At 70.2% G+C, this 21,304-nt stretch carries 21 protein-coding genes and 1 riboswitch; of the genes, 13 read left to right on the plus strand and 8 right to left on the minus strand.

Features of this window, described 5'->3' with window-relative positions; all coding sequences use genetic code 11:
- Positions 1-99 precede the first annotated feature (99 nt).
- From FBY22_RS04530 to FBY22_RS04540, 3 genes are all read left to right on the plus strand, one after another.
- A complete protein-coding gene (locus tag FBY22_RS04530) occupies positions 100-603 on the plus strand; it encodes an ATP-binding protein (RefSeq protein ID WP_142142597.1) in 504 nt (167 codons plus the stop codon).
- Between the two features lie 427 nt (positions 604-1,030).
- Positions 1,031-1,837 (plus strand): polysaccharide deacetylase family protein, encoded by an 807-nt coding sequence (locus FBY22_RS04535; RefSeq protein ID WP_142142598.1) that lies wholly within the window; start codon positions 1,031-1,033, stop codon positions 1,835-1,837.
- Entirely contained in the window at positions 1,837-3,015 is a 1,179-nt protein-coding gene (locus tag FBY22_RS04540) for a YncE family protein (protein WP_142142599.1), read from the plus strand. The genes FBY22_RS04535 and FBY22_RS04540 overlap by 1 nt, the downstream gene beginning before the upstream one ends.
- A 6-nt stretch (positions 3,016-3,021) precedes the next feature.
- Here FBY22_RS04540 and FBY22_RS04545 read toward each other — a convergent pair whose 3' ends face one another.
- Positions 3,022-3,654: a GNAT family N-acetyltransferase gene (locus FBY22_RS04545; RefSeq protein WP_142142600.1), complete on the minus strand. Its 633-nt coding sequence runs from the start codon at positions 3,652-3,654 to the stop codon at positions 3,022-3,024.
- A 49-nt stretch (positions 3,655-3,703) separates the two neighbouring features.
- Here FBY22_RS04545 and FBY22_RS04550 point away from each other — a divergent pair, with 49 nt between their 5' ends.
- The 3 genes from FBY22_RS04550 (at position 3,704) to FBY22_RS04560 (ending at position 5,751) form a co-directional block, all read left to right on the plus strand.
- On the plus strand, positions 3,704-4,615 hold the full coding sequence (locus tag FBY22_RS04550; RefSeq protein ID WP_142142601.1) for a MerR family transcriptional regulator: 912 nt from the start codon (positions 3,704-3,706) through the stop codon (positions 4,613-4,615).
- A 58-nt stretch (positions 4,616-4,673) separates the two neighbouring features.
- Positions 4,674-4,886 (plus strand): EF-hand domain-containing protein, encoded by a 213-nt coding sequence (locus FBY22_RS04555; RefSeq protein WP_115905780.1) that lies wholly within the window; start codon positions 4,674-4,676, stop codon positions 4,884-4,886.
- Between the two features lie 202 nt (positions 4,887-5,088).
- On the plus strand, positions 5,089-5,751 hold the full coding sequence (locus FBY22_RS04560; protein ID WP_142142602.1) for an NADPH-dependent F420 reductase: 663 nt from the start codon (positions 5,089-5,091) through the stop codon (positions 5,749-5,751).
- A 10-nt stretch (positions 5,752-5,761) separates the two neighbouring features.
- Here FBY22_RS04560 and FBY22_RS04565 read toward each other — a convergent pair whose 3' ends face one another.
- The 7 genes from FBY22_RS04565 to gcvT all read right to left on the minus strand — a co-directional run bounded on the left by FBY22_RS04565 (position 5,762) and on the right by gcvT (position 12,430).
- Positions 5,762-6,307: an MOSC domain-containing protein gene (locus FBY22_RS04565; RefSeq protein WP_142142603.1), complete on the minus strand. Its 546-nt coding sequence runs from the start codon at positions 6,305-6,307 to the stop codon at positions 5,762-5,764.
- A gap of 40 nt (positions 6,308-6,347) precedes the next feature.
- Positions 6,348-6,905 carry a glycoside hydrolase family 25 protein gene (locus FBY22_RS04570; RefSeq protein ID WP_142142604.1) on the minus strand — a complete coding sequence of 186 codons (558 nt, stop codon included), beginning with the start codon at positions 6,903-6,905 and terminating at the stop codon, positions 6,348-6,350.
- Between the two features lie 61 nt (positions 6,906-6,966).
- Complete coding sequence (locus FBY22_RS04575; RefSeq protein WP_174267088.1) at positions 6,967-7,998, minus strand: phosphatidylinositol-specific phospholipase C domain-containing protein; 1,032 nt, start codon at positions 7,996-7,998, stop codon at positions 6,967-6,969.
- A 107-nt stretch (positions 7,999-8,105) separates the two neighbouring features.
- On the minus strand, positions 8,106-9,473 hold the full coding sequence (locus FBY22_RS04580) for an L-serine ammonia-lyase (protein ID WP_142142605.1): 1,368 nt from the start codon (positions 9,471-9,473) through the stop codon (positions 8,106-8,108).
- 59 nt (positions 9,474-9,532) lie between these two features.
- Entirely contained in the window at positions 9,533-10,798 is a 1,266-nt protein-coding gene (glyA, locus tag FBY22_RS04585) for a serine hydroxymethyltransferase (protein ID WP_142142606.1), read from the minus strand.
- Positions 10,799-10,812: 14 nt separating this feature from the next.
- Entirely contained in the window at positions 10,813-11,190 is a 378-nt protein-coding gene (gene gcvH, locus FBY22_RS04590; RefSeq protein WP_142142607.1) for a glycine cleavage system protein GcvH, read from the minus strand.
- A 121-nt stretch (positions 11,191-11,311) separates the two neighbouring features.
- The gene (gene gcvT / locus FBY22_RS04595; RefSeq protein ID WP_142142608.1) at positions 11,312-12,430 is read right to left on the minus strand and encodes a glycine cleavage system aminomethyltransferase GcvT; all 1,119 of its coding nucleotides are present in this window, start codon (positions 12,428-12,430) and stop codon (positions 11,312-11,314) included.
- A gap of 168 nt (positions 12,431-12,598) precedes the next feature.
- Positions 12,599-12,700: riboswitch (glycine riboswitch) on the minus strand.
- A 177-nt stretch (positions 12,701-12,877) separates the two neighbouring features.
- Between gcvT and FBY22_RS04600 the strand changes: the two genes are divergently transcribed.
- From FBY22_RS04600 to FBY22_RS04630, 7 genes are all read left to right on the plus strand, one after another.
- Complete coding sequence (locus tag FBY22_RS04600) at positions 12,878-13,546, plus strand: AAA family ATPase (RefSeq protein ID WP_142142609.1); 669 nt, start codon at positions 12,878-12,880, stop codon at positions 13,544-13,546.
- Between the two features lie 653 nt (positions 13,547-14,199).
- Complete coding sequence (locus FBY22_RS04605; protein ID WP_142142610.1) at positions 14,200-14,994, plus strand: enhanced serine sensitivity protein SseB; 795 nt, start codon at positions 14,200-14,202, stop codon at positions 14,992-14,994.
- 134 nt (positions 14,995-15,128) lie between these two features.
- Entirely contained in the window at positions 15,129-15,893 is a 765-nt protein-coding gene (locus FBY22_RS04610; RefSeq protein WP_142147368.1) for an enhanced serine sensitivity protein SseB C-terminal domain-containing protein, read from the plus strand.
- Positions 15,894-16,232: 339 nt separating this feature from the next.
- Positions 16,233-17,240: an ABC transporter permease gene (locus FBY22_RS04615; protein ID WP_142142611.1), complete on the plus strand. Its 1,008-nt coding sequence runs from the start codon at positions 16,233-16,235 to the stop codon at positions 17,238-17,240.
- Between the two features lie 68 nt (positions 17,241-17,308).
- Positions 17,309-19,099 carry an ABC transporter substrate-binding protein gene (locus FBY22_RS04620; RefSeq protein WP_142142612.1) on the plus strand — a complete coding sequence of 597 codons (1,791 nt, stop codon included), beginning with the start codon at positions 17,309-17,311 and terminating at the stop codon, positions 19,097-19,099.
- Between the two features lie 111 nt (positions 19,100-19,210).
- On the plus strand, positions 19,211-20,209 hold the full coding sequence (locus FBY22_RS04625; RefSeq protein ID WP_142142613.1) for an ABC transporter permease: 999 nt from the start codon (positions 19,211-19,213) through the stop codon (positions 20,207-20,209).
- Complete coding sequence (locus FBY22_RS04630; protein WP_142142614.1) at positions 20,206-21,303, plus strand: ABC transporter ATP-binding protein; 1,098 nt, start codon at positions 20,206-20,208, stop codon at positions 21,301-21,303. The genes FBY22_RS04625 and FBY22_RS04630 overlap by 4 nt, the downstream gene beginning before the upstream one ends.
- The last annotated feature ends 1 nt before the right edge of the window (position 21,304 follow it).

Consider the following 21,304-nt stretch of genomic DNA (forward strand, 5'->3'; position numbering starts at 1 on the left):
TTGGCATATGCCGAAGGACTTATCCGGAGCGATTCGTTCCGGGGGGCGTATTCCCCCGGAACGGCCCCGGAGTGAGCTTTCGGCGGCCATGATGGGGGCATGGCGGGGCTGGAGGGCATCGAACAGCCGCGGGGACACGGCCGTGCGACGGCGGCGCGCTGGTCGCCCGCGGTGGAGGACGAACGGGCGCTGAAGGCGCTGGAACTGTTCGGCAACCCGACGGAGGCGGAGGTACCGCTCCCCTCCCGGCCCGAGTCCGCGGCCACCGCCCGCCGTCTCGCCCAGGTCGTCGTCCTCCGCCAGTGGGGACTGACGCCGAAGATGACCGAGGACGTGGTCCTGCTGGTCTCCGAGCTGGTCGGCAACGCCGTCCGGCACACCGGCGCCCGGGTGTTCGGCCTCCGGATGCGCCGCCGCAGGGGCTGGATCCGCATCGAGGTCCGCGATCCGTCCCGGGGGCTGCCCTGTCTGATGCCCGTCCAGGAGACCGACATCAGCGGCCGCGGCCTGTTCCTGGTCGACAAGCTGTCCGACCGCTGGGGCGTCGACCTGCTGCCCCGCGGCAAGACGACCTGGTTCGAAATGCGCGTCGCCGACCGCTAGGCCCCGCCGTCAAATACCCGCCTGCCCAGAGGTGCCTGGCACGCGAGCTCGCCGCGTTGCCGAAACGCCCGAACAGCTCCTCTGTCAGGGTGCTCCGGCGCCCAGCGATCGCACGCGTCAGACGCCTCGGGGCCCGCCCTGCGGACGGGCGACGGGAATGTGACGACAGGGCCCGGGGCGCACGTCGCGAATCTCCACGACGGCGGTGTGGGTGACCGGGTCGCGGCCCGGCATCGGACGCCCTGCCCATGACATGGGGCGGTCCGCCTGCCCGCGGTGTCCGGAGCAAGCCGTAGGCCCTGGCGTCGAATCTCCGCCTCCACGGAGACGTCCGGGCCCAGGCCCCTTTTCCGGAGCCGCGCGCCGCGACCCGAAAACATCCCCCTAATCGGGGCAATCGGCCTTTTTCTTACCATGTCCCCCTTAAATGGTGCGGGTGACCCCGACCGACCGCCGCACGGCCCTACGCACGGGCGCCGGCCTCCTCGCCGCAGGCGCCCTCTCCGCCGGATGTGCCACGCACGGCGCCGTCGCACATTCCGCGCCCTCCGCGTCGCGTCCGACGTCCACCGGACCCTCCGCCACCGAGCCGACCTCCCCCGGAGCGGCCCCCGCCCCCCGCCGCTACCCGGGCCGACCCGCCCAGCTCACCCACGGCCCCCGCACCCGCCCCCGCGTCGCCCTCACCTTCCACGGCCAGGGCGACCCCGCCATCGCCCACTCCCTGCTGACCGAGGCCGAGAAGCACGGGGCCCACCTCACCGTCCTCGCCGTCGGCACCTGGCTCGACGAGCACCCCGACATCGCCCGCCGGATCCTCGACGGCGGCCACGACCTCGGCAACCACACCCAGCGGCACCTGGCGATCGACAGCATGTCCGAGGCCGAGGCCCGCGCCGAGATCACCGCCTGCGCCGGCCGGCTCAGGCACCTCACCGGCTCGATCGGCACCTGGTTCCGCCCCTCCCGGGCCCCGCTGGCCTCCCCGCTCGTCAGCCGCCTGGCCCGCGAGGCCGGATACCCGCACGTCCTGTCGTACGACGTCGACTCCCTCGACTACACCCGGCCCGGCGCCGACGCCGTCACCCGCAAGGTCGCCGCCGAGGTGCGCGCCGGGTCCGTGGTCAGCCTGCACTTCGGTTACCCGGACACCGTCGAGGCGCTCCCCGCCGTCCTGGAAGAACTCGCCCACCGCGGCCTGTCCGCGGTGACCACCACGGAGTTGTTCAGCTGATGCAGCGCACCCGAATCGCTCACGCCCTCCTCGCGAGTGCCGTCCTCGTCTCCCTGGCCGCCTGCGGCTCCGGCGCCGACCACCACAAGGACGAGGCCCTCGGCAGCAAGGCGGCCGTCGCGCCCGCCCGGAAGGAGGCCGCCGTCCAGGGGCTGCCCGGCATGCCGCCCGTCCTCGACCCCAAGGACGTGTACGCGGCCGACCGCCCGAACCGGCTCTCCCCGGTCGTCAAGGACTTCCCCTCCCGGGTCTACGTCCCCAACACCAACTCCAACACCGTCACCGTCATCGACCCCGCGACGTACCAGGTGATCGAGACGATCCCGGTCGGCACCCAGCCCCAGCACGTCGTCCCCTCCTGGGACCTGAAGACGCTGTGGGTCAACAACGACCGCGGCAACACCCTCACCCCCATCGACCCGAAGACCGGCAAGGCGGGTAAGACGGTCGACGTCCACGACCCCTACAACCTCTACTTCACGCCGAACGGCAAGTACGCGATCGTCATGGCCTCCCTCGACCGCGAACTCGTCTTCCGGGACGCGCACACCATGAAGCGCGCCAAGACCGTCCCGGTCAGCTGTTACGGCGTCAACCACGCCGACTTCTCCCTGGACGGCCGGTACTTCATCGTCTCCTGCGAGTTCAGCGGGGAACTGCTCAAGGTCGACACCGAGCGGATGCGGGTCGTCGGCCAGCAGAAGCTGCCCTTCCACGGCTCGATGCCGCAGGACGTGAAGATCTCCCCCGACGGCAAGCGGTTCTACATCGCCGACATGATGGCCGACGGCGTGTGGATCCTCGACGGCGACAAGTTCACCCAGCCGTCCTTCCTGCCCACCGGCAAGGGTGCCCACGGCCTCTACATCAGCCGCGACTCACGCGAGATGTACATCTCCAACCGCGGCGAAGGCAGCATCTCCGTCTTCGACTTCGCGCAGAACAAGCTCACCAAGAAGTGGCACCTGCCCGGCGGCGGCAGCCCCGACATGGGCGGCGTCTCGGCGGACGGCAAGGTCCTGTGGCTGTCCGGCCGCTACAACGCCGAGGTGTACGCCATCGACACCGCCTCCGGCCGCGAACTGGCCCGCATCAAGGTCGGCAGCGGCCCGCACGGACTCGCGGTCTACCCCCAGCCCGGCCGCTACTCACTCGGCCACACGGGCATCTTCCGCTGAGCCGCCCTACCGGGGCAGCAGCAGCGCCTCCGAGCCCACGGCACGGTAACCGGCGGCCTGGAACGCCCGCACGCTGCGGGCGTTCCCCGGGGCGACCTGGGCCCACAGCGGCTCGGTGGCCAGATGACGGGCGGCGGTCACCAGCAGCCGCCCCAGCCCCCGGTGCCGTACCCCCTCGTCCACCTCCACCGAGACCTCCAGCCGGCCGCCGACCCCGTGCCCCGTCACCAGCACGCCGCCGTCCGCCTCCCAGGCCCGCACCTCGTCGCGCCGGCCGCGGGCGTAGCCGACCCGGGAGTGCGTGGCGTCCTCGATCTCCCTCAGCGCCAGGGGCGGTTCGCCGGGCAGCGGGGCGGCGACCAGCAGCGCGTCGACCGTCTCCGCCCTGCGGCCCGTGCGCTCCATGAACACCGCCAGGAAGCGCGGGTTCATGGAGGCGGCCAGGGCGTCGCAGTCCGTGGCGCGCAGGGTGTCGTACACCCAGTCCGGATCCTCGTCGGTGAAGACGACGGAGTGCGCGGTGAAGGCGAGGACACCGGCGTCGCGCTCACAGACCTGCGGGACGACGGTCGTACGGCCGTCGGCGGGCGGGAAGACGTCGCGGGCCGCCGCGTCGAGAATGTCCCGCAACGTCTCCATCTCCGCGCTCCTTGAGTCTCCACCCACTGGAAGGCCCACACTCGCAGACATGATCGACGACGGCACCGGACTTTTCACCATCGGAGAGCTGGCCAGGTCCACCGGACTGACGGTGCGGACGATCCGCTACTGGTCCGACGAGGGCGTCCTGACCCCCGTGACCCGCTCCCCGGGCGGCTACCGGCTCTACGACGCCGGCTCCGCCGCCCGCCTGGAACTGATCCGCACCCTGTGCGAGCTGGGCCTCGGCCTCCAGGACGTGCGCAAGGTGCTCGTGGGGGAGCGGACGGTCGCGGAGGTCGCGGCGGCGCACGTGGTCGCCCTGGACGCGCAGATCGGCACGCTGAGGGTGACCCGTGCGGTGCTGTCGTCCGTGGCGCGACGCGGTTCGACCGCGGAGGAGATGACCCTGATGAACAGACTGGCAAGGCTGTCGGCGGCGGAGCGCCGGCGGATCATGGAGGAGTTCGTGGACGAGATGTTCCACGGACTCGACCTCGTCGACCCGGACGTCCACGAGCGGATGCGCAACACCGCGGTGAACCTGCCGGACGACCCGACACCCGAGCAGGTGGACGCCTGGGTGGAGCTGGCGGAGCTGGTGCAGGACCCCGAGTTCAAGGCGCAGATGCGCAGGGCGGCCGAGTTCAATCACGCCGACCGCGGACAGGGGGCGCCTGCCGGGACGTCCATGTGGTTCGCCAAGCGGCTCGTGGAGCTGGTCGGTCAGGCGCGCGAGGAGGGCATCGCGCCCGAGTCGCCCGAGGCCGAGGAGGTGCTGCGGAAGCTGCTGGGCCGGGCCGACCGGGCCGACGTCCTCGAACGCGTCCGGGCGACCCACAACGTCCGTCTCGCCCGGTACCGCGAACTGCTCGGTGTACTCAAGGGCGAGCCGGTGCGGACGTTCGAGGACGAGTTCGGGTGGGTGGTCGCCGCACTGAAGGCGCATCCGGGCGGTTAGTCTGACCTGCGTCAGTACGCCAGCACGGCAATGGAACATGGATAAAAGGGGCGGATCGGTGGCCGATATCGAAGCAGCGCGCAAGGAGTTCCAGAGGATCGACACCGACGGCGACGGGTTCATCACCGCCGCCGAGTTCAAGACCGCTCTGGCCCAGGGGGGCGACTGGAACGTCACCGAGTCGGTGGCCGAGGTCATCATCAAGGCCCGCGACCTCAACGGCGACAAGGTCCTGTCGTTCGACGAGTTCTGGGCGTACCTGAACAAGTGACGCCCGCCCGAGGGGCGCCGGCGCGGTGTGCGCCGGCGCCCCTTCGTCATGCCCGGCGCCGGATCCCGCCGCCGGGGACGATGCCCGTTCGACGGCCGGCGCGGAACGGGTACTCGCCGCCCGTCGGAATAGCCCGGAGAGGCCCGGGGTTGACGCGGAGCAGACGTATGCGTGTGCATCGACCCGAAAGGCAAGGCCTGTCATGAAGATCGGCATCATCGGCGCGGGCAACATCGGCGGCAACCTCACCCGACGGCTGACGGCCCTCGGGCACGACGTCTCCGTGGCCAACTCCCGAGGCCCGCAGACCCTCACCGAGCTGGCCGAGGAGACCGGCGCGACGCCCGTACCGGTGGAGGAGGCGGCGCGTGACGCGGAGATCGTCGTCGTCACCGTCCCGCTGAAGGCCGTCCCGAACCTGCCCTCCGGACTGCTCGACGGGGCCGCCGAGGGCGTCGCGGTGATCGACACCGGCAACTACTACCCGCAGCAGCGCGACGGGAAGATCGCCGGGATCGAGGACGAGGGCCTGACCGAGAGCCGCTGGACCGAGCGGCAGATCGGGCACCCCGTGGTCAAGGCCTTCAACGGCACCTATGCCATCGACATCCTGGAACGCGCGCGCCCGGCCGGCGCCCCCGACCGGCAGGCGCTCCCGGTGGCGGGCGACGACGAGGCGGCCAAGCGGAAGGTCAGGGCGCTGATCGACGAGCTCGGCTTCGACACCGTGGACGCGGGCGGCCTCGACGACTCCTGGCGCCAGCAGCCGGGCACCCCGGTGTACGGCCTGCGCGAGGGCGTCGACGGGGTGACGAAGGCGCTGGCCGCGGCGAGCCCCGAGCGTACGGCGGAGTGGCGGGCCTGACGCCGCCGGCTCAGACGACGTCCAACGGCCGGTGCGGCCCCTCCGGCAACTCCACCTCGACCGGGTCCCCGGGCCGCACCACGCCGCCGCTCACGACGACGCCCATGATCCCGGCCCTGCGCCGGACCGAGCCGTCCGCGTCCCGCCCGACGACCTGCTTCAGCAGCCCCCTGCGGAAGTCGTCGATCTGCGGACACGGGTTGCGCAGCCCGGTGACCTCGACGACCGCCTCGTCCCCGAGCCGCAGCAGCGCGCCGACCGGCAGGCCCAGCAGATCGATCCCCCGCGTGGTGACGTTCTCCCCGAGCTGCCCGGCCGCGACCTCGAACCCGGCCTCCCCGACCTCGCCGAACAGCTCCTCGTGAATGAGGTGCACCTGCCGCAGGTTCGGCTGCGAGGGGTCCCGGGCCACCCGCGACCGGTGCTTCACCGTCAGCCCGGCATGCACATCACCCTCGACGCCCAGCCCTTCGAGCAGCGTGATGCTCTCCCGGTTGGGCTTGGTGAACGAGTACGTTTCGTTGCTGCTGACCGCGGCGACCGACCCACCCGACATGAGAATTCTCCCCTCGTCCCTACGGGGAATGATCTCTCACTCAGGCGCCCGCGGCCCACTCCTTGAGGGCCGCCCTGCTCGCGAAGTCCGCGACGTCCTTGTCGTGCGGTTCGCTGGAGTACTGGTGGAAGCGCCACTTGGCCTTGATACGGGGCTTGCCCGCCGTGACGTAGTCGGCGATCCACAGGCCGTCGCCGGCGTACGAGGTGCGGTCGATGTCGAGCCAGAAGTTCCTGTTGGCGTAGAGGATCACCCGGTTGTTCGGCCTGAGCGCCTTCACCTTGCGGATGAAGGAGTCCTTCTCCGCGTTGCTCGCATGCGTCCCGGAGCTCGTCGTCTCCCAGTCGACGGCGAGGACGTCGCCCGCTTTCTCGGGGGCGTGCCGGACGAAGTACTCGGCCTGGGCCTGGAGGTTGCCGGGCCACAGGAAGTGGTAGAAGCCGACGACCAGGCCCGCGTCCCGGGCGGTCTTCGTCTGCGCGGCCAGTCTCGGGTTGACGTACGAACGGCCCTCCGTCGCCTTGACGAAGGCGAAGGAGAGGCCGTCCGTACCGTACGAAGCGGACTGGAACGCGCTGACGTCGATTCCGTGCAGCATGGGGGAACTCCCTGAAGTACCGTCGTGGGGAGAGGAGTTGCGGACCCCATACTTTAGGGCGTCAACTTCTGGCGGCCACCGAACTCAGCACGGATGCCGGCTTCGCCGCCCAGTCCGAGGTGATCAGACTCGCGTGGTCCCCGGCCAACAAGGCCAGTCTGGCGGCCACTTCGGCGTCCGTCGGAGCGGTCGAGGAGATCGCCGGGGAGACGCCGGCCGCGTCCGTCATGATCAGGATGTAGTGGTTCGCCGAGTAGAAGGACGTGTCGTAGCCGTTGTCGACGTACGACGCCGCGTCACCGTCGAAGAAGACGAACCACGGCCGGATGGAACTGTCGTAGCGGCCGGCGCGCGGGTCGCCGCCCGCCGCGCCGAGCACCGCCGGGAAGGCCTGCGCCGCCGAGATGTTCCCGGCCGCGTACAGGTCGCGCAGGTGGTCGCCGTACTCCTCGTCGGTCCAGTAGTGGTCGAAGGGGTTCTGCTGCTCGACCGTGCCGGGTGTGAGCTCGAAGAGGAACTTGCCCTTCATCGCGTCCCGCGTGGGCCACGCGTTCGCCTTCGCCGCCGCGTCGAGCGTGGAGTAGGAGGAGCCGAGTAGGTCGGCCGGCCGGAAGACGCTCCCGCCGAGCTTGCGCGAGACCAGGGTGTCGAACTCGTCGGGGCCGAGGCCGGCCTTGTTGTTGAAGCCGACCTTCAGCTCGACCTTGACGACGACGGGCGCGTGGTCGGGGTGGAGCTGCTGCCAGGCCGCCATGTTGTCCAGGCAGCTGCCGAGGTCCTGGTTGCGGCTCTTGCTGTAGAGCTCGCCCGGCGTGGCCGCCTTCTCGCAGTTGTTGTCGTTGCCCAGCGGATTGCTGTGGCTCACCCGCCACCGCCTGCTCAGGCTGTCCGCGTACACGTCCAGCTCCAGCAGCGAGGCACCGGAGTCCAACGCCTGTGCCCAGTAGGTGTACTTGGCCTTCTCGTACGCATTGTGCGTCCCGATCGCCGTAGTCTCCGAGAACTTCGGCGACGCCGCATGGGCGTTGCCCGGTACCGCCATCAGCATCGCGGCCGCGCCCAGCAGCGCCGCCACCCGTCTCACCACGCGCATACGTCAAAACCCCTTCGCCGTCACCGAGTTGGCGGCAGCGTAGGGGCAGACGGTTACTGATGGGTAGACCCGGCTGGAACGTCATTCTCCGCCCGGCGCGGGGGAGTTCAGCACTCGATGATGTTCACGGCGAGTCCGCCGCGGGCGGTTTCCTTGTACTTGACGCTCATGTCGGCCCCCGTGTCCTTCATGGTCTTGATGACCTTGTCGAGGGAGACCTTGTGGGAGCCGTCGCCGCGCATGGCCATCTTCGCGGCCGTGACCGCCTTCACCGCGGCCATGCCGTTGCGCTCGATGCACGGGATCTGGACCAGGCCGCCGACCGGGTCGCAGGTCAGGCCCAGGTTGTGCTCCATGCCGATCTCGGCCGCGTTCTCGACCTGTTCCGGCGAGCCGCCCAGGACCTCCGCCAGCGCGCCCGCGGCCATGGAGCAGGCCGAGCCGACCTCGCCCTGGCAGCCGACCTCGGCGCCGGAGATGGAGGCGTTCTCCTTGAACAGCATGCCGATGGCGCCGGCGGCGAGCAGGAAGCGGACCACGCCGTCCTCGTCCGCGCCGGGCACGAAGTTGATGTAGTAGTGCAGGACGGCGGGGATGATGCCGGCCGCGCCGTTCGTCGGCGCGGTGACCACGCGGCCGCCCGCCGCGTTCTCCTCGTTCACCGCCATCGCGTAGAGCGTGATCCACTCCATCGCGTGCGCCAACGCGTCGCCCTCGGCGCGCAGTTGCCGCGCCGACATCGAGGCCCGGCGCCGGACCCGCAGGCCACCGGGCAGGATGCCCTCCCGGGACAGGCCGCGTGAGACGCACGCCTGCATGACCCGCCAGATCTCCAGCAGCCCGGCCCGTATCTCCTCCTCGGTGCGCCAGGCCTTCTCGTTCTCCAGCATCAGCGCGGAGATCGACAGTCCGGTCTCCTCGGTCAGCCGCAGCAGCTCGTCGCCGGTGCGGAAGGGGTACTTCAGCACGGTGTCGTCGAGCTTGATGCGGTCCGCGCCCACCGCGTCCTCGTCGACGACGAAGCCGCCGCCCACCGAGTAGTAGGTCTTCGACAGCAGTTCGGTGCCGGAGGCGTCGAACGCCCACACCGTCATGCCGTTCGCGTGGTACGGCAGCGCCTTGCGCCGGTGCAGCACGAGATCGTCGTCGAAGGAGAAGGGGATCTCGTGCTCGCCGAGCAGCTTCAGCAGCCCCGCGGCCCTGATCGCCTCGACCCGCTCGTCGGCCGTCTCCACGTCCACCGTCCGCGGTGAGGCGCCCTCCAGGCCCAGCAGTACCGCCTTGGGCGTGCCGTGCCCGTGGCCGGTCGCGCCGAGCGAACCGTACAGCTCGCAGCGCACCGAGGCGACGGAGGGCAGCACGCCCTCGTTGCGCAGGCGGCGGGCGAACATGCGCGCCGCGCGCATCGGACCGACCGTGTGGGAGCTGGACGGGCCGATGCCGATCGAGAACAGGTCGAAGACCGAGATGGCCACGGGTACTCCTCAGTGCGGGGGTGGTGGGGCACCCGGCTCACGGGTGCCCCACCGGGGACTTACTTGTTCAGGCCGGGGTACAGCGGGTGCTTGTGGGCCAGGGCCACGACCCGGGCCTTCAGACCGGCCGCGTCGTACGACGGCTTCAGCGCCTCGGCGATCACGTCGGCGACCTCGGCGAAGTCCTCCGCCGTGAAGCCGCGGGTCGCCAGCGCCGGAGTACCGATCCGCAGCCCCGACGTGACCATCGGCGGGCGCGGGTCGTTGGGGACCGCGTTGCGGTTGACCGTGATGCCGATCTCGTGCAGCCGGTCCTCGGCCTGCTGCCCGTCCAGCTCGGACTCGCGCAGGTCGACCAGGAGCAGGTGCACGTCCGTGCCGCCGGACAGGACGTTCACCCCGGCCTCGCGGGCGTCGGCGGCCGTCAGGCGCTCGGCGAGGATGCGGGCACCCTCCACCGTACGCCGCTGGCGCTCCTTGAACTCCTCGCCCGCGGCGACCTTGAAGGACACCGCCTTCGCCGCGATCACGTGCTCCAGCGGACCGCCCTGGAAGCCGGGGAAGACCGAGGAGTTCAGCTTCTTCGCGAAGTCGGTGCTGCGCGCGAGGATGATGCCGCCGCGCGGGCCGCCGAGCGTCTTGTGCGTGGTGGAGGTGACGACGTCGGCGTACGGCACCGGGTTGGGGTGCAGCCCCGCCGCGACCAGGCCCGCGAAGTGGGCCATGTCGACCCACAGGTACGCCTCGACCTCGTCGGCGATCCGGCGGAACTCGGCGAAGTCCAGCTGCCGCGGGTATGCCGACCAGCCCGCGATGATGACCTTCGGGCGGTGCTCCTTGGCCAGCCGCTCCACCTCGGCCATGTCCACCAGGCCGGCGTCGTCGACGTGGTACGCGACCACGTCGAACTGCTTGCCGGAGAAGTTCAGCCGCATCCCGTGGGTGAGGTGCCCGCCGTGGGCGAGGTCCAGACCCAGGATGGTGTCGCCGGGCTTGGCCAGCGCGAACAGGGCCGCCTGGTTGGCGGAGGCGCCGGAGTGCGGCTGGACGTTGGCGTACGCGGCGCCGAACAGCTCCTTCACCCGGTCGATGGCGATCTGCTCGGCGACGTCGACGTGCTCGCAGCCGCCGTAGTAGCGCCGGCCGGGGTAGCCCTCGGCGTACTTGTTGGTCAGGACCGAGCCCTGGGCCTCCATGACCGCCAGCGGAGCGAAGTTCTCCGAGGCGATCATCTCGAGGGTGGACTGCTGGCGCCCGAGCTCGGCGTCGACCGCGGCCGCGATCTCAGGGTCGAGCTCGTGCAGGGGTGTGTTCAGGACAGACATGCGTCTACGGCTCCTCAGCCGGCGTTCTGGGCGGTGTACTCGTCGGCGGAGAGCAGGTCGCTCGGCTCCTCGGTGACGCGGACCCTGAACAGCCAGCCGCCCTCGAAGGGGGCCGAGTTGACCAGGGACGGGTCGTTCACCACGTCCTCGTTGATCTCGGTGACCTCACCGGTGACGGGGGAGTACAGGTCGCTGACCGACTTGGTCGACTCCAGCTCGCCGCAGGTCTCGCCCGCGGTCACGGCGGAGCCCACCTCGGGAAGCTGGGCGTAGACGACGTCGCCGAGGGCGTTGGCCGCGAACTCGGTGATGCCGACCGTCGAGACGCCGTCCTCGGCGGCCGACAGCCACTCGTGCTCCTTGCTGTAGCGCAGCTGCTGGGGGTTGCTCATGGCCTGAATTCTCCTGTACGCGCGGGAGTGCTGGTGAATGGGGGACTGCTGGATACGCGAGTGAGCAGGGCGGATGTGCTCGGCGTCACGTCCGTGCGGTGAAGCCGTCCGGCTCCAGTGTCTACTTCTGCCGCTTGTAGAAGGGCAGTGCCACGACCTCGTACGGCTCATGGGTGCCCCGGATGTCCACACCGACCCCGGGCGTGCCCGGTGCCGCGTGCGCCGCGTCGACGTACGCCATGGCGATCGGCTTGCCCAGCGTGGGGGAGGGGGCGCCGGAGGTGACCTCGCCGATCACCTCGCCGCCGGCGACGACCGGGTACCCGGCGCGCGGCACCCGGCGGCCCTCGGCGACCAGGCCCACCAGGACGCGCGGCGGGTTCTCCCGCGACCGCGCGGCGGCCGCCTCCAGGGCCTCGCGGCCCACGAAGTCGCCCTCCTTGTCGAACTTCACCACCCGGCCGAGCCCGGCGTCGAAGGGCGTCAGCTCGGTGCTCAGCTCGTGCCCGTACAGCGGCATGCCCGCCTCCAGGCGCAGGGTGTCCCGGCAGGACAGTCCGCAGGGGACGAGCCCGGCGCCCTCGCCGGCCTTGGTCAGCGCCTGCCACAGCTCGACGGCGTGTTCCGGCCGTACGAAGAGCTCGAAGCCGTCCTCGCCGGTGTAGCCGGTGCGCGCGATGAGCGCGGGGACGCCGGCGACCGTGCCCGGCAGGCCGGCGTAGTACTTCAGGCCGTCGAGGCCGGCGTCGGTGAGGGAGGCGAGGATGCCCGGCGACTCGGGGCCCTGCACGGCGAGCAGCGCGTAGGCGTCCCGGTCGTCGCGCACCTCGGCGTCGAAGCCGGCGGCCCGCTCGGTGAGGGCGTCCAGGACCACCTGGGCGTTGGAGGCGTTGGCGACGACCATGTACTCGGTCTCCGCGAGCCGGTAGACGATCAGGTCGTCCAGGATGCCGCCGTCGGTCCGGCAGATCATGGTGTAGCGGGCGCGGCCCACGCCGACCGAGGCGATGTTGCCCACCAGCGCGTGGTTCAGCAGGGCGGCCGCCTGCTCGCCGGTCACGGTGATCTCACCCATGTGGGAGAGGTCGAAGAGGCCCGCCTTGGTCCGCACGGCGAGGTGCTCGTCGCGCTCGGAGCCGTAGCGCAGGGGCATGTCCCAGCCGGCGAAGTCGGTCATCGTCGCGCCCAGCGAGCGATGCAGGGCATCGAGCGCGGTACGGCGGATTTCGGTACTGCTCATCGGACGGTCGTCTCCCAGGGCGTTGAACATGACGGACGAGGTCATGACGGGCGAGGTCGTTCCTCCCCATCTGTCATCGGAACCTGAGAGGTTCGCCATGACCGCGGACGGCATGGCTTGCACCGTGGGTGGGACCGCCGAGGACGGCGGCCCGCTTTTCAGATGTGCCTCGCCCGCGCGGTAACGGGGCCTGAGAGATTCAAGGGAGGGACTTGCTCCTTCGGCGCCCCAGCGACGCAGACGTGCTGGGGACTCTCCCGCGCGGATTCAAACGGCCGGTATGCAGTTGGCGCGCACATCATTGCACGCCCCGCCCGGCCCGTGGCAGGCCGCATCTGTAACAGGCCTGTGGCGGGAAAAGGACCGAACCGCGAGACATCCTGCATTACCTTCCTTTTACAAACGGTGGGGAGAAGCTTTCCTGACCCCGCAGGAAGGACGATCACGGTGAACAGGACCACGGTGTACGCCACGACCTCGGCGGTCTCGCTGCCCGAGCAGTCCGCGGCCCCGGCCCGCGAGCGGTGCGGCCGGAGACCGGCGCCGGTCGTCCGCGACCTCCGTGACCGCTCCGGCCGCAGCCCGCACGCCCTGCTCTTCGGCCCCCGTGACGTCGTCGTCGTCACCGGCCTGCCCGGCAGCGGCAAGTCCACGCTGATGAGCCGCGCGGTGCGGGGCATACGCGTCGACTCACAGGACACCCGGGACCGCTGGGAGGCCCGCGCCCCGCGCCTGCTGCCGTACGCGGTCTACCGCCCCCTGGTCCGGCTCGCCCACTTCGCCGGCCTGCGCCGCGCCCTGCGGCACGGGGAGGGCGTCGTCGTGCACGACTGCGGCACCCAGGCCTGGGTCCGCGACTGGCTGGCCCGCGAGGCCCGCCGCCGGGGCGGTGCCATGCACCTGCTGCTCCTCGACGTCACCCCGCGCACCGCGCTGGAGGGCCAGCGCGAGCGCGGCCGGGGTGTCTCCCGCTACGCCTTCCTGCGCCACCGCACCGCGGCCGCCCGCCTGATCCGCTCCGTAGAACGCGGCGACCTTCCCACCGGCATCACCTCGGCCCTCCTCCTGGACCGCCCCGCAGCGAACACCCTCACCACCATCACCTTCACCACCTGACCCGACGCACATCGACAGGCCCCGTACGCAAGGACCGACGTCACCGCGGTGGCGCCTCTGCCCGGCCGGCCCACAACCCCGACCCCGCCCCACGGGCAGCCCCACCGCACGCGCAGCGACGCGTCAGCGCTGTCGGCTCAGCGACGGCCTCGGCCGGGGGACGCGTGCCCGGCCCGGAAGCCACCCCGCTCCACCGCCGGCCCCGCCGCACGCGCAGCGACGCGTCAGCGCTGTCGGCTCAGCGACGGCCTCGGCCGGGGGACGCGTGCCCGGCCCGGAAGCCACCCCGCTCCACCGCCGGCCCCGCCGCACGCGCAGCGACGCGTCAGCGCTGTCGGCTCAGCGACGGCCTTGGCCGGGGGACGCGTGCCCGGCCCGGAAGCCACCCCGCTCCACCGCCGGCCCCACCGCGCGCGCAGCGACGCGTCAGCGCTGTCGGCTCAGCGACGGCCTCGGCCGGGGGACGCGCGTCCGGCTCACAACCCGTCCCCGCCCCCTTGCCGCCCTGCCGCGCGGTTCGTCCCGCCGCGGACGTCGCGGCCTGCCCGCCGCACTGGACGTGAGCGGGCCGTGCGCGGGGAGGGGCCGGTGGCGGTGGTACCCGCTAGCCTTGCCAGCCTCAGCAGTGGTACTCAGCAGGCGGTCGTAGACAGATGGACTTCCCAGCGGATCTCCCCGCGGACTTTCCCACGCAGGCGCACCCCCATCCGCACGGCGGTTGGCCCGGCAACGAGCTGGAGGAGGTGCTGTCGGCCTCCCTCGGCGTGCCCTCCGCGGGCGGCCGGATCATCGAGGTCCTGGGCCGCAGCTACCTGTGGATCCCGCTGCCCAACGGCGGCGGCCCGGACACCGGCCCCGTCGACCTGCCCACGGTGGAGCTCGAGGGCCAGGCCTACGTCCCCGTCTTCAGTTCCGAGGAGCAGTTCCGGCAGGCCGTGGGCAGCCACATGGCGTACACGATCGCCCCGGCCGTCGACTTCGCCCGCGGCCTGCCCCCGCAGGTGGGCCTCATCGTCAACCCCGACGGCGTGGTCGGCATGCCCCTGCCGCCCGCCGCGGTCGCCGAGCTGTGCCGCGTGGGCCGCACCCCCCTCGACGGCCCCGCCGCCGGCGGGCGGGTCAAGCTCTACGAACCGGACTGGCAGGACGACCCGATCGACTTCCTGGCCGCGGCCTCGGCGGAGTTCGCCGAGACGGGCGTGGTCGTCACGGCTCGCCGCTGCCTCGCGGCCGTGGAGACGGCCGACCCCGTGATGTTCGTCGGCGTGGAACTCTCCCAGTGGGAGGGCGACCTCAGGGCCCTCCCGCTGCAGGCCCTGGAGAGAGCGGTGACCCGGATCCCCACCCAGTGGCCGGTGAACCTGGTCCTCCTGGACGTCACCGACGACCCGGTGGCGGTGTGGATGAGGGACCAGGTGCGCCCTTTCTACGTCAGGGACCACCTCTAGAGGACGCGGCGGCGACGCCGTACGCACCACGGGTCCTGAGCCACCGGGCGCTTAAGCTGTCACTCAATGCGGGGCAACTTCTCGAAGGGGCGGTACGACAGGTGAGCGCGAGCCTCAGCGGCAGCGTCGAGCACATGCTGCGCCAGGTGACGCCCGGGCGCTACGACGCCTACGAGGCACTCCTCCGCGCCCTCGCGACCCCCGGCTCGGGTCAGATCTGGATGCTCCTGTGGCACGGCCAGGCCGGCTCGCCGGACGCCCAGTACGGAAACATGGAGGTCGACGGCTACGGCTACGCCCCCTGCGTCACCTCGGCCCAGGAACTGAGCGCCAGCGGCTGGAACAGGTCGTACGAGGTGGTGGACGGCCTCGACGTGGCCCGCACCCTCTACCCCGACCACTTCGGCCTCTGGCTCAACCCGCACGCCCCCGGCGGCGGCGTCGGCATCCCCTGGCTGGACCTGCGCCGGGTCGCCACCGGCCTGGAGCGCCAGCCGGCCGGCCCGCTCCGGCTGTCGGAGCCGGCCATCGAGATCCCGCAGTTCTTCGCCCTCCTCGCGCAGAACGCCCACCGCACCCCCGCCGTACGCTCCCTGCGCCGCGCGTGGGTGCAGCCGGCGCTCGGCGCGCCGTACCTCGCCATCGGCCTGGACGTGTACGACACCAGCCCCGGCGCCGTCGACTCCGTCCGCGCGATGATGCAGCAGTCCGTCGGCGCCGTACCCGACGGGCTGCCGGTGTCGACCGTGGCGATGTCCGACGACTTCGACCCGGTCGCGCTCTGGATGCGGGCGAGCGCCCGCCCCTTCTACGACCGCGAGGCCCACGCCCCCGCCGGCGCCCCCGCCCAGGCGCCCGCGGCGGGCTACGGCTACCCGCCGGTGCGGGGTGGGTACTGAGTGTCCGCTCCGGGCGACGCGGACTGAGACGCGCGCCTTTGGTTCAGACCGGAGGAGACGTTCTTCGCGCGTAGATACCGCCAACTGATCCACTTGTAAACCAAATGTCCGAAAGAATTCCCGTCCGGCCCCCGTTACCCACTGTCCGGATAACGGAACCCAACAGCCCGCATCACGTTTACGCATCCATTCACCGCCAAGTCTGGCAACAGATCGCCAAAGCGTTGAAGACTCCCGCTCCAGGGGACTTCGTCCCCGTGTACGACGGCTGATCACGCCGCCACAGCGGCAAGTGCGGGCCGGCCACCGCCGGTTGAATCGAAGAGGGGTCCCTGCCAGATGACGGCACCATTGCACGAGCCGACTGCGGAAGCGGCCCCGAGCGCGGCCGAGGAAGCAGCGGTTGCCACAGCCGGCGCCAAGGCCGTACAGGGTCGTTCCCTGGGCCGGATCGCCTGGGAGCGCCTCAAGCGGGACAAGCTCGCCCTGTCGGGCGGCATCATCGTGCTCCTCCTCATCCTGGTCGCGCTGTTCGCCCCCCTGATCGCCCAGGCCTACGGTCAGGACCCCGACGCCTACCACGAGAGCCTGATCGACCCCCTGTTCAGCACCCCCAAGGGGTCCCTGGGCGGCATCAGCGGGGAGCACTGGCTCGGCGTCGAGCCCGTCAACGGCCGCGACATCTTCGCCCGCGTCCTCTACGGCGCCCGGATCTCGCTCCTCGTCGGCTTCCTGTCCGCGATCGTCGCCGTCGTCCTCGGCACGATCCTGGGCATCCTGGCCGGCTTCTTCGGCGGCTGGGTCGACTCGGTCATCAGCCGGGTCATGGACGGCCTGCTGGCCTTCCCGCAGCTGCTGTTCATCATCGCGCTGGTCTCCGTCATGCCCAACGACATGCTGGGGCTGACCGGGTCCAACGTCCGTGTGTTCGTGATGATCCTGGTCATCGGCTTCTTCGGCTGGCCCTACATCGGGCGAGTGGTGCGCGGCCAGACCCTCTCGATGCGTGAGCGGGAGTACGTCGAGGCGGCACGGTCCCTGGGAGCCGGGCGGTTCTACATCCTGTTCAAGGAACTGCTGCCCAACCTCGTCGCGCCGATCATCGTCTACACGACGATGATGATCCCGACCAACATCCTCACCGAGGCGGCACTCAGCTTCCTGGGTGTGGGCGTCAAGCCGCCCACGTCCTCCTGGGGGCAGATGCTGTCGACCGCGATCGACTACTACGACTCGGACCCGATGTACATGATCGTCCCTGGCGTAGCGATCTTCATCACCGTTCTGGCCTTCAACCTCTTCGGTGACGGCGTGCGGGACGCGCTGGACCCGAAGGGCTCCCGTTGACCGCCCCACCGCAAGCGTCCCGTGGCACCAGCACGGGGTCTCTCATCAAATCCGGAGGATCCGAGATCGTGACTACCCAACGCACCTCAGGGCGGCGCAAGCAGGCGTTGGCCGCTGCTGCCGCGGTCGCCGGGCTGCTGACCTTGGCAGCGTGCGGCGGCGGCAACGACAAGGGAGGCTCGTCGTCCGGCGCTGCCGGCTTCGACGCCGCGAACAACAAGGTCGCCCAGGCCTCGCAGGTCAAGAAGGGCGGCACCCTGAAGTACGTCAGCACCCAGGACGCCGACTTCTGGGACACCACGCGCGGCTACTACGGCTTCATGTGGGACTTCTCGCGCTACTACAGCCGCCAGCTGCTGACCTACAAGACCCAGCCGGGCGCCGAGGGTGCGAAGCTCACCCCGGACCTCGCCACCGACATGGGCCAGGTCTCCTCCGACGGCAAGACCTACACCTTCCACCTGCGTGACGGCATCACGTGGGAGGACGGCAAGGCCATCACCTCGCAGGACATCAAGTACGGCATCGAGCGCGTCTGGGCGCAGGACGTGCTGTCCGGCGGTCCGATCTACCTCCAGCAGATGCTCGACCCGAAGAACACCTACAAGGGTCCCTACAAGGACACCTCGAAGGACAAGCTCGGCCTGAAGGCGATCTCCACGCCCGACGCCAAGACGATCGTCTTCCACCTGCCCAAGGCGAACTCGGACTTCCCCGAGGTCCTCGCCATGGTCACGGCCTCCCCGGTCCGCCAGGACAAGGACACCAAGGCCAAGTACACGCTGCACCCGTTCTCCTCCGGCCCGTACAAGTTCCAGTCGTACAGCCCGGGCAAGGGCCTGGTCCTGGTCCGCAACACCAACTGGAAGGCGTCCTCGGACCCCGTCCGCAAGGCGTACCCGGACAAGATCACGCTGGACATCTCGTCCAACCAGAACGACTCGGACCAGCGTCTGATCAACGGCGACTACGACATCGACGCCAGCCAGACGGGCCTCGGCCCGCAGGCGCGCCAGATCGCCCTGAAGCAGCACAAGGGCAACCTGGACAACCCGGTCTCCGGCTTCATCCGCTACGCGGTCTTCCCGCAGACGGTCAAGCCGTTCGACAACATCCACTGCCGCAAGGCCGTCATCTACGCGGCCGACCACGTGTCGATCCAGACCGCGCGTGGTGGCCCGGTCGCCGGTGGTGACATCGGCACCAACATGCTCCCGCCGTCGGTCGCCGGCTCCGAGGGCCAGAAGTACGACCCGTACGGCATCTCCGGTGCCAACAAGAGCGGCAACGCCGACCTGGCCAAGAAGGAGCTGAAGGCCTGCGGCAAGCCCAGCGGCTTCAGCACCACCATCGCCGTCCGCAACAACAAGGCGCAGGAGGTGGCCACGGCCACGTCCCTGCAGGCGTCGCTGAAGAAGGTCGGCATCAACGCCGACATCTACCAGTACGACGGTTCGCAGAGCTCCGGCATCATCGGCGCCCCGGCGAACGTGGCGAAGAAGAAGCTCGGCATCATCATCATGGGCTGGGGTCCTGACTTCCCGACCGTCCAGGGTTACGGCATCCCGCTGTGGAGCAGCCACTACATCCTGCAGAGCGGCAACAACAACTTCGCCATGATCAAGGACAAGGCGATCGACGGCCTGTTCGACCAGTACATCGGTACGCAGGACGAGGCGAAGAAGACCCAGATCGCCACGCAGATCAACCACAAGGTGAGCGAGGGCGCGTACTACCTGCCCTTCACCTTCGAGCGCCTGCTGAACTTCCGCTCCTCGCGGATCGGCAACGTCTACACGTCGAACGCCTACAGCGGCTACTACGACTTCGTCAACATCGGTCTGAAGTCCACGAAGTAATCCCGGCACACCCGCCGAACGGCACGAAAGGCAGGTGAAGGCCGGCGCGGCGGGACCGTGGGCCACCGGACGACCTCCGGCGGCCCGCGGTCCTGCGGCGGGCCGTTAGCTGTGCTCGCTTACCTCATCAGGCGGCTCTTCGCCGCCGCAGTGATGCTGGTGGTCATCATCCTGGTGGTCTTCTGCATCTTCTTCCTCGTCCCCAAGTGGGCGGGCGTGGACATCGCCTCAAGTTTCGTGGGCAAGCAGGCCGACCCGGCGTCGGTGGCAGCGGTGCGCGAGAAGCTGGGACTGAGCGACCCGATCTTCGTTCAGGTCTGGCACTTCTTCAAGGGCATCTTCGTCGGCCGTACCTACTCGGCCGGCGGCGACATCACCCACTGCGCCGCGCCCTGCTTCGGCTACTCCTTCCGTACCGAGCAGGACGTCTGGCCCGTGCTCACCGACCGCTTCCCGGTGACCCTGGGTCTGGCGCTCGGTGCCGCCGTGCTGTGGCTGGTCTTCGGTGTCGCGGCCGGTGTGCTCTCCGCGCTCAAGCGGGGCACCCTGTGGGACCGCGGCGCGATGGTCATCGCGCTCGGCGGTGTGTCGCTGCCGATCTACTTCACCGGTCTGCTGTCGCTGGCGATCTTCAGCTACGGCCTCGGCTGGATCGACGGCAAGTACGTGCCCCTCACCGACAGCTTCACCGGCTGGCTGGGCGGCATGATCCTGCCGTGGGTCACCCTCGCGTTCCTGTACGCGGCGATGTACGCCCGGATCACCCGCGCCACCATGCTGGAGATCCTCGGCGAGGACTACATCCGCACGGCGCGCGCGAAGGGCCTCAAGGAGCAGGTCGTCATCAGCAAGCACGCCATGCGCTCCACGATGACGCCCATCCTGACCATGCTCGGCATGGACCTCGGCGCCCTCATCGGCGGCGCGATCCTGACCGAGACGACGTTCAGCCTGCCCGGCCTCGGCCAGGCCGTGCTCAACGCCATCAAGACCCAGGACCTGCCCATCATCCTGGGCGTCACCCTGATCACTTCTCTCGCGGTGCTGATCGCCAACCTCGTGGTGGACGTCCTGTACGCCGTGATCGACCCCCGAGTGAGGCTCGCATGACGGAACTGAGCAAGAGCGGAGCGGCCGTGGGTGAGCCCACGAGCACCTCGCCCGCCCCGACGTCCTTCCTGGAAGTGCGCGACCTGAAGGTGCACTTCCCGACCGACGACGGCCTGGTGAAGTCCGTCGACGGGCTTTCCTTCAAGCTGGAGAAGGGCAAGACCCTCGGCATCGTGGGCGAGTCCGGTTCCGGCAAGTCGGTGACCTCGCTCGGCATCATGGGCCTGCACACCGCCGGCCAGTACGGCAAGCGCAAGGCGCAGATCTCCGGCGAGATCTGGCTGGACGGCACCGAGCTGCTGACCGCCGACCCGGACGAGGTGCGCAAGCTGCGCGGCCGCGAGATGGCGATGATCTTCCAGGATCCGCTGTCGGCCCTGCACCCGTACTACACGATCGGCCAGCAGATCGTCGAGGCGTACCGCATCCACCACAACGTCGACAAGAAGACCGCGAAGAGGCGCGCGGTCGAGATGCTCGACCGGGTGGGCATCCCGCAGCCGGACAAGCGGGTGGACAACTACCCGCACGAGTTCTCCGGCGGTATGCGCCAGCGCGCGATGATCGCGATGTCGCTGGTGAACAACCCCGAGCTGCTCATCGCGGACGAGCCGACCACCGCCCTGGACGTGACCGTCCAGGCGCAGATCCTGGACCTGATCCGGGACCTGCAGAAGGAGTTCGGCTCCGCGGTCATCATCATCACCCACGACCTGGGCGTCGTCGCCGAGCTCGCCGACGACATCCTGGTGATGTACGGCGGCCGCTGCGTGGAGCGGGGCCCGGCGGAGAAGGTGTTCTACGAACCCCGCCACCCCTACACCTGGGGTCTGCTCGGCTCGATGCCGCGCCTGGACCGCGAGCAGCAGGAACGGCTGATCCCGGTCAAGGGCTCCCCGCCGTCGCTGATCAACATCCCGTCCGGCTGCGCCTTCAACCCGCGCTGCCCCTACGCGGACATCCCGAAGGACAACGTCACCCGCACGGTGCGCCCCGAGCTGACCGAGGTCGGCAGCCAGCACTGGGCCGCCTGCCACATGACGCAGGAGCAGCGGGAGCGTATCTGGACCGAAGAGATTGCGCCGAAGCTGTGAG

The sequence above is a fragment of the Streptomyces sp. SLBN-31 genome (assembly GCF_006715395.1).
In the GTDB taxonomy this organism is placed as follows: domain Bacteria; phylum Actinomycetota; class Actinomycetes; order Streptomycetales; family Streptomycetaceae; genus Streptomyces.

Coding starts and splice junctions, on each gene's coding strand:
- glyA (WP_142142606.1), bottom strand. CDS start 10,798: ATGTCTGTCCTGAACACACCCCTGCACGAGCTCGACCCTGAGATCGCG.
- FBY22_RS04630 (WP_142142614.1), top strand. CDS start 20,206: ATGACGGAACTGAGCAAGAGCGGAGCGGCCGTGGGTGAGCCCACGAGC.
- FBY22_RS04530 (WP_142142597.1), top strand. CDS start 100: ATGGCGGGGCTGGAGGGCATCGAACAGCCGCGGGGACACGGCCGTGCG.
- FBY22_RS04605 (WP_142142610.1), top strand. CDS start 14,200: ATGGACTTCCCAGCGGATCTCCCCGCGGACTTTCCCACGCAGGCGCAC.
- FBY22_RS04560 (WP_142142602.1), top strand. CDS start 5,089: ATGAAGATCGGCATCATCGGCGCGGGCAACATCGGCGGCAACCTCACC.
- FBY22_RS04570 (WP_142142604.1), bottom strand. CDS start 6,905: ATGCTGCACGGAATCGACGTCAGCGCGTTCCAGTCCGCTTCGTACGGT.
- FBY22_RS04540 (WP_142142599.1), top strand. CDS start 1,837: ATGCAGCGCACCCGAATCGCTCACGCCCTCCTCGCGAGTGCCGTCCTC.
- FBY22_RS04615 (WP_142142611.1), top strand. CDS start 16,233: ATGACGGCACCATTGCACGAGCCGACTGCGGAAGCGGCCCCGAGCGCG.
- gcvT (WP_142142608.1), bottom strand. CDS start 12,430: ATGAGCAGTACCGAAATCCGCCGTACCGCGCTCGATGCCCTGCATCGC.
- FBY22_RS04565 (WP_142142603.1), bottom strand. CDS start 6,307: ATGTCGGGTGGGTCGGTCGCCGCGGTCAGCAGCAACGAAACGTACTCG.
- FBY22_RS04535 (WP_142142598.1), top strand. CDS start 1,031: ATGGTGCGGGTGACCCCGACCGACCGCCGCACGGCCCTACGCACGGGC.
- FBY22_RS04550 (WP_142142601.1), top strand. CDS start 3,704: ATGATCGACGACGGCACCGGACTTTTCACCATCGGAGAGCTGGCCAGG.
- FBY22_RS04610 (WP_142147368.1), top strand. CDS start 15,129: ATGCTGCGCCAGGTGACGCCCGGGCGCTACGACGCCTACGAGGCACTC.
- gcvH (WP_142142607.1), bottom strand. CDS start 11,190: ATGAGCAACCCCCAGCAGCTGCGCTACAGCAAGGAGCACGAGTGGCTG.
- FBY22_RS04575 (WP_174267088.1), bottom strand. CDS start 7,998: ATGCGCGTGGTGAGACGGGTGGCGGCGCTGCTGGGCGCGGCCGCGATG.
- FBY22_RS04545 (WP_142142600.1), bottom strand. CDS start 3,654: ATGGAGACGTTGCGGGACATTCTCGACGCGGCGGCCCGCGACGTCTTC.